Annotated in this window: 7 protein-coding genes and 1 pseudogene; 1 reads left to right on the top strand and 7 read right to left on the bottom strand. The window is 47.7% G+C overall.

Annotated features, from left to right (window positions below):
* Window positions 1–229: 229 nt before the first annotated feature.
* Window positions 230–1,024 carry a transporter substrate-binding domain-containing protein gene (locus VR7878_RS15220; RefSeq protein ID WP_077336917.1) on the top strand — a complete coding sequence of 265 codons (795 nt, stop codon included), beginning with the start codon at window positions 230–232 and terminating at the stop codon, window positions 1,022–1,024.
* 134 nt (window positions 1,025–1,158) lie between these two features.
* On the opposite strand, the gene VR7878_RS21560 is transcribed toward VR7878_RS15220, so the two are convergent.
* The 7 genes and pseudogenes from VR7878_RS21560 to nagB form a co-directional block, all read right to left on the bottom strand.
* The gene (locus VR7878_RS21560) at window positions 1,159–1,698 is read right to left on the bottom strand and encodes a methylated-DNA--[protein]-cysteine S-methyltransferase (protein ID WP_370737094.1); all 540 of its coding nucleotides are present in this window, start codon (window positions 1,696–1,698) and stop codon (window positions 1,159–1,161) included.
* Window positions 1,690–2,226 (bottom strand): annotated as a pseudogene (locus VR7878_RS21555) (bifunctional transcriptional activator/DNA repair enzyme AdaA); the annotation flags it as partial. The gene VR7878_RS21560 and the pseudogene VR7878_RS21555, both read right to left, overlap by 9 nt.
* 116 nt (window positions 2,227–2,342) lie before the next feature.
* Complete coding sequence (locus VR7878_RS15210) at window positions 2,343–2,963, bottom strand: alpha-ketoglutarate-dependent dioxygenase AlkB family protein (RefSeq protein WP_159440478.1); 621 nt, start codon at window positions 2,961–2,963, stop codon at window positions 2,343–2,345.
* Window positions 2,938–3,558: a PGAP1-like alpha/beta domain-containing protein gene (locus tag VR7878_RS15205; protein ID WP_077336916.1), complete on the bottom strand. Its 621-nt coding sequence runs from the start codon at window positions 3,556–3,558 to the stop codon at window positions 2,938–2,940. The genes VR7878_RS15210 and VR7878_RS15205 overlap by 26 nt, the downstream gene beginning before the upstream one ends.
* A 149-nt stretch (window positions 3,559–3,707) precedes the next feature.
* Window positions 3,708–4,919, bottom strand: a complete 1,212-nt coding sequence (locus tag VR7878_RS15200; protein WP_077336908.1) for an ROK family protein — start codon at window positions 4,917–4,919, stop codon at window positions 3,708–3,710.
* 16 nt (window positions 4,920–4,935) lie between these two features.
* Window positions 4,936–6,087, bottom strand: a complete 1,152-nt coding sequence (nagA, locus tag VR7878_RS15195) for an N-acetylglucosamine-6-phosphate deacetylase (protein WP_077336907.1) — start codon at window positions 6,085–6,087, stop codon at window positions 4,936–4,938.
* Window positions 6,088–6,900 carry a glucosamine-6-phosphate deaminase gene (gene nagB / locus VR7878_RS15190; protein ID WP_077336906.1) on the bottom strand — a complete coding sequence of 271 codons (813 nt, stop codon included), beginning with the start codon at window positions 6,898–6,900 and terminating at the stop codon, window positions 6,088–6,090. It lies immediately after the preceding gene.
* Window positions 6,901–7,152: the final 252 nt, after the last annotated feature.

Raw genomic sequence — 7,152 nt, 5'->3', positions numbered from 1 at the left:
GGGGGGGGAGATATTCATATCGCGGAAGCGATATTTGAACATAAGATATAATGATAATGGATTGAAATTGTGACCTTTTTCCCTGATGATGCGGTGCTCATCATATTTATGACATGATTTCAGGCATGGTCTGATATGGTGTTGTTCATTGATTCAAAAAATAATATTACTGAAAACACAACAAGTTACGGAATGATTCATCATGACAATTCATTTATTGAAGAACGGAATGCGTCGGTTGTTAACCGGCCTGCTCGTCGGCGCCGCTGCCTTTTCTGCCACTACGACACTCGCGACCGCATCCACCATTGAGGGTATTTTAAAGTCAGGTGAGCTTAAATTCTGTTTTGAAGCCGGTTATGTGCCGTTTGAGATGACCAGTAAAGATGGGCGATTTATCGGTTTTGATATCGATATTGCCAAACATATGGCCCATTCGATCGATGTGAAATTTGTGCCGGTCAATACCGCATGGGATGGTATTATCCCGGCATTGCAGACCGGAAAATGTGACTTTATCGGAGGGATGACGGTGACGCCGAAACGCAATCTGAAAGTATCGTTTGCCGATGCTTATATGCAGATTGGCCAGACCGTTCTACTGTCACCGAAGCTCGCGGGAAAAATTCATAGCTATCGGGATTTGAATGATGCCAAGTATACGGTGACGACCCAAATGGGAACGACCGGTGCACAAGCGGCAAAGAAATATCTGTCACAAGCGAAGGTAGATCTCTACGATACGTCTGCCGATGCGGTGTTGCAGGTTGCCAATGGCCGGGCGGATGCTTTCGTCTACGATTTGCCTTATAACGCCATGTACGCGGCACAACATCCGCAACAGGTGGTACATCTGGATGAAGCGTTCACATTCGAACCGTTGGGCTGGGCTGTTCGTCGGGGAGACATGGAATTTGTCAACTTCTTGAATAATTATTTAAAACAGATCCGTGGTGACGGGACGTATGAACGGATTTACAACAAATGGTTTAAGTCAGACCGTTGGATCAACAACGTGCAGTAACTCATTTGTGCCAGTTTTTCTCCGATGCTGGCGACAGAATAGAAAAACACCGATTGCTTCGGTGTTTTTTTATGGACGGATATTCACCTCGACGCGCGACTTGAAGTGACTTTCAGTGATTGGGCGACAGAGAATCAACGATGAGCATTCTCATGTTCAAGCAGCCAACGCTTACGCTCGAGCCCTCCGGCATAACCGACCAGCTTGCCGTTTTTGCCGATGACACGATGACATGGAATAATAATGGCGATGCGGTTATGCCCGTTGGCAGAAGCAACTGCCCGGACTGCGGTGGGTTTATTGATCGCTTCCGCCTGTTGCTGATAAGACGCTGTCGAGCCATATTCGATTTGCTGTAAAGCTTGCCATACTTCTTTTTGGAAGGGGGTTCCCGGTGAGTGAATGCTCACGTCAAATTGCTTGCGTGTCCCTGCGAAATACTCGTCAATTTCTTGTTTCGCCTGACGAATATGGTCATTCTCCCCATTGATAATGGTTGCTTTTAATAAACGTTGTAAATCCCGGAATTCCGTTTCCAGCATACGTCGTTCGACGAATTCCAGCAAACAGATGCCTTCATCGGTTGCACAGACGAACATTGGTCCCAGTGGTGTGGTAAACCGATTGATTAGGATGACTTGACTATTGTTACTTTGGCTTGGTGATTTTCCCATAACTTTCTTAAACGTATATCCGAATCCACTCAACGAGTCATATCCCATGTCGTAGGCTGTGTCCATGAGTTTCTTTCCTTCTTTGAGTTCGACCAGCGCATTATTGATACGATACATTCGCTGGAAGGTATGAAAAGTAATGCCATAGTTTTTCTTAAACCAGCGACGCACCATCTCCGGTTGTATCTGGTGCTGTCTCAACTGGCTATCTGACACTTTTTCTTTCGGGTGCCGGCGGATCAGCTCGATAGCCAGCGCGACAGGCGAGGGTGCTTCACTGGCATTTTCGGTCGGTTTACAAATTTTGCAGGGACGAAAACCGGCATCCAGTGCCGCTTTGAATGTCGGATAAAAATCAACATTTTCTTTTTTTGGCTTGCGGGCCCGGCAGGTGGCGATACAGAAGATTGATGTCGTTTTGACCCCGGCATAGAAAGTCCCGACATAGCTGGGATCTTTATCTATCAGTGCCTGATAGTAACGGTTGATCTGCTGCGGGTTGGTAATTGGCTGTCCATGTCTTTGCATCGGGGGCGGTCTTCTTTTGTATTCGATGGCAAAAAGATACAGGCAAAAAACGCGGGATGACAACCAATAAATTGACAACTATTTTTTTGTCCGGGCCTGGTCAGTGCCGGAACCATTCACTCTGATAAGATCTGACGAAATGTCAGACTGATCCGTTGCTCGGTGACCTTGTTACTTTTGTTGATGCCGTGTCGCCAGTAATGCTGAATCGGACCTTCCATAATCAGCAATGAACCATCTGTGGGAGTGATAGTGAAGCGGTCTACACCGTTACGGTGTCTGAACTGCAAGGGTCTGGCCGTACCGAAGGTAAGCATCGCGACGACCGGGTTTGAGCCTAATTCGGGTTCATTGTCAGCGTGCATCCCCATATTGTGTTGCCCGTGTTGATACCAGTTGCCCAATACCGAGTTAAACGGGCACCCTGACACGTCTTCGACAATTGTCTTGAGTTGTTTCAATAGCGGTGGCCATGGCGTGGGTTCCAGACGAACTTTTGAATAAGTGTATGCTTTGTCACCGTACCAACATTGTAGTCTGGGAGTATGATAATGGCGCCCGAACAGGTAGACATCGCCCTGATACCAGTCCAGTGAGTTTTGCAATGCGTGTGACAGTGCATCCGTCTCGGTAAGGAGCGAGTCTATATAGCGTAGCCTGCCATCCGGCAGCTCAATCGTTTCAATCGCTGCTGCTTCAAGCAGATGCGTTTCAGGATTCTGGTTGGAAACGATCATGGCGGATAAACCCATCAATTTGTGAGGCAAGCGTTTGTGCGTACAGCATCGTGGTATGCGTATAGCGAATTTCAAGATGATCGGTCATCCCGGGGATTTTGGTTTCTTCAACGGTGACCGTGCCGTCTGATGCTGAGTCATACCCCAATAGCATCGGACGAAACCCGAAAGCAACGGTGCCGGCGATGCTGCCGAGTTTTTGGGGAAAGCGCCACTCATCTTGATGTTGCTGCAAGCCATGATTGGGGGAATTACCGAGAATCATGCCAAAGCCCATTGCCTGAATTTTGCCGATAATCGATGCCCCCTGAAGAGGTGAACCAAGTGTTACCACATGAGAAATCTGCGTGGTGGATGGCTGACGGGAGGCGAGATAATTTTTGATCATCAGCCCACCGAGACTGTGACCGACCAGAATATTGGTATGGGTCTCATCGAGCGCTGCATCAATGTTGCTAAATAGTTTCTCATCATCAATGGCGACAGTATTGTAGCTGAGAACCTCAGTGGTATAACCGAGCTGATTTAATCGCTGACGCAGCGGCTGTAGCGCGACACCATGCATGTACAAACCGTGGAGGAGAATGATTTTCATAGACTCTTTCATGTCAGATTTCCTAAAGACTGAACTGCATCGTATGGAGAAACTGGATCATGTGCAATATCGCTGATCATGATGTGATGAGCACATCCAGTCATTTAAATTGGAGCAGTTTTGTTGCATTCAATCGTTAGTATAACGCGTTACTCGTCTGCCATGATCTGTTGAAGCAGGTTACTTTCGTGCAGGGCCCGCTTAATTAATGCATACCCCCCAATCGTGTCCTGTTGCTGAAAACGCGCTTGTTCAAGACGTAAATCTCCGGCAAAACTAGGAAGGGTCTGGCGTTGGATTTGTTCCAGCAACAGGGGAAATAAGACCGGGGCCGTCTGAATCATCTCTCCGGCAAACAGAATTTTTTCCGGGTTGAAGACATTCACCAGCATCCCCAGCACACGACCAAGGTATTGCGCGGCTTGTCTGATGAGATGTGTTGCAACGGCATCACCCTGAAGTGCGGCATGGCAGAAGCGTTCTATCGTAAGATGCTCCGCAGATAAAACACTCTGATGGCCCCGTTGTAGCAGCTCTTTCGTTTGCTCAAGCAGGGCTTGATTGGAAACCACGGTCTCAAGACAACCAAAACTACCGCAGTGGCAGCGCTGGCCGAATGGATCAATCTGAATATGTCCGATTTCACCAATCGGACGATGTTTACCCAGCAGCAATTGACCATCGGTGATAATCCCGGCGCCGACACCGTGATGAATACTGATCAGAATAAAATCATCACACTGTTTGGCTTCTCCCAGATAGTATTCAGAGAGTGCTCTGGCTCGAATGTCATTGCCGATATAGACTGGCAGTGCCAGATCTTTCAGGGCTGAAGATAACTTGAGGCCGGCAATTTTATGATTGGGAGAGTAATGGATCATGCCGGATGTGGGATCGACCAGCCCGGCCATGGTAATAGCAATCGCAATCAACTTATGTGTCGCATACTGAGTGCGGATTTGACAGATTTCATCGCGGAGTGTGTCAACAATGCCTTGTGTATCGTGCGACTCAATCGGTGTTTGTTGAACATGATGGATCTGTCCGGATAAATCCATCAGGCTGGCTTGGATCATATCCCGTCCCAACCGGCAGGAGATAAAGTAGAAATTCCGTTGGTTGGTGGTCAGCGAGATTGCCGGTCGTCCTCCGGTTGAGGCTTGTTGTTCAACCTCGCTAATCAGGTTGTGAGCCAGTAGCTGACGCGTGATATTGGTGACACTGGCAGGTGCAAGTGCACTTTGTTGAGCAATCCGGACGCGGGAAATTGGCCCGTTTTGGTCAATTAACTGATAAACCAGTGCCGCATTGACCTGTTTGAGTTGCTCATGATTCGTCACTTGTCTGCTACGTTTGACCATTTACTGCATGTCCTTGTTAGTGCATCTCTTTTGTCCATTCGCCGTTGACCAGCGTGTTAATCACCTGATAAGCCGGATCGAGAATGGTCAGATTGGCAATCATACCGGGACGGATCGCTCCGAGCAGGTGATCCATTTTGATGGCTCGGGCCGGGTAGAGTGTTGCCATCCGAAAGGCTTCTTCCTGCGGAATATCGGCCTGTTCTACCAGTAGACGAATCCCTTCATTCATAGTGAGCGCGGAGCCGCCCAGCGTACCATTCTGATCGACGCACTGACCGTCACGGATAAATACCGGCGTGCCACAGAAATCAAACTCAGTCATCTCCGGTGGTGGCATTGCGGCAGCGGTCGCGTCTGTGACCAGACACAGCCGCTCACCCATGACTTTCTTCGCGGTGCGGATATTTGCCCAATGGACATGGTAACCATCAGCGATAATGCCGGCATAAACGTCATCACGGTCAAAGACCGCCCCGACAACACCGGGAGAACGACCATTCTCCATTGAGGTCATTGCATTATACAGATGTGTTGCAAAGCTTGCGCCCTGTTCAAAGGCTTGGTTGGCTTGCTCATAGGTTGCTGCTGTATGACCGATACTGACAACAATACCGGCTTTATGCAATTGTCTCAGATGTTCGCTGTGGTTCATCTCGGGTGCCAGAGTGACTTTTTTCAGCCACGGTGCCTGTTCCGACAACCAATTAATCATGTCATCGTCTGGCTGACGTAACTGCTGGAGCGGATGAATGCCTTTACGGACCGGATTGGTATAAGGGCCTTCAAGATGCATCCCCAATACCTGATGTTGATATTGGCTCATGTACTGGCGTGTTGTCTCTACCGCTTGGCGAATGACGTTGTCACTGTCACTGATCAAGGTTGGCAGAAAACTGGTGGTACCGGTTTGCAGGTTAGTGAGATGCATGTGCTCCAGCGTTGCCACGGTCGGTGTCGTATTGAACATCACGCCGCCACAGCCGTTCAACTGTAAGTCGATAAAGCCGGGAGACAAAATATGGCCATGCAGATCGAATCGGGGGATATCTTCAGACAGTTCTGACATCGGAACTAAAGCATGAATTTTTCCTTTGCTGATGACCACTGCTGTATCCAGTAATCTTTCATCGCCTGTCAGTATCTCACCGTGACATAGTGCGAACATTTATTCTGTTCCTCCAAATTTATCAATCTCAGCCGCTTCAAGTTGCTGAAAATAGCGTAATGTTTTGACTTTCAGTTCCATTGCTGCCGGTTCATCACAGATCAGAATACTCCGGGGATGCATCTGCAAAGCAGAAATGGTCCACAAATGGTTGACTGCGCCTTCAACACCAGCCTGAACTGCTAATGCTTTATTCGGCCCGGTGGCAAGAATCAAGACTTCTTTGGCATCCAGTAATGTGCCGACACCGACGGTGAGCGCCATTTTCGGCACCTGATTGACATCGTTGTCAAAGAAACGGGCGTTATCAATGATGGTTTCTTGGGTCAGAGTCTTGATGCGAGTTCTCGATGCTAAAGACGAGGCCGGTTCATTAAAGGCGATATGACCGTCACTGCCGACACCGCCAAAGAAGAGATGAATACCACCGACCTGCTTAATCGTTGCTTCATAGGCTTGACATTCTGCCTCTAAATCAGGCGCCATGCCATTTAAAATGTGAATATTCTTCTTCTGGATATCAACATGGTTAAAAAAGTTTTCAAACATAAAGTGGTGATAACTTTGAGGATGTTCCGGCGGCAGTCCGACATACTCGTCCATGTTGAATGTGGCCACATGTTCGAAACTGACTTCACCAGCCTGATAGAGTCGGATCAGTGCCTGATATGTCGTCAGTGGCGTACTGCCGGTGGGTAAGCCCAATACAAAAGGACGCTCGGCCGTTGGCTGAAAAGCTTTGATTTTTTCAACGATATAGTGTGCGGTCCAGTTGCCGACTTGTTGCTTGTTTTGCAAAGGTAATAAACGCATTTTTTCTCTCCATGCATCATACTGACACTCTGACTCGTCGCAGGGATTGCGTGTTCACTGGCCTATTTGTATCTGTTTTGCTCATACATGCCTGAGGAAATCACTACCTGAGAATACCAGAGTTTAAAGTGGACTTAATTTATATATTGAATAAACTTTCGATTAAGTGCAAATAAAATGTCGTTGTGCTTTACAAAATTATCATTTTTGTGACATATATATTAGGTCTTAGTTTACTGGATGAATTAAGAT

The organism is Vibrio ruber DSM 16370, assembly GCF_900163965.1.
GTDB classification, from domain to species: domain Bacteria; phylum Pseudomonadota; class Gammaproteobacteria; order Enterobacterales; family Vibrionaceae; genus Vibrio; species Vibrio ruber.
The sequence above is the reverse complement of the archived record's forward strand: the minus strand, read 5'-3'. Positions and strand labels throughout refer to the sequence as shown.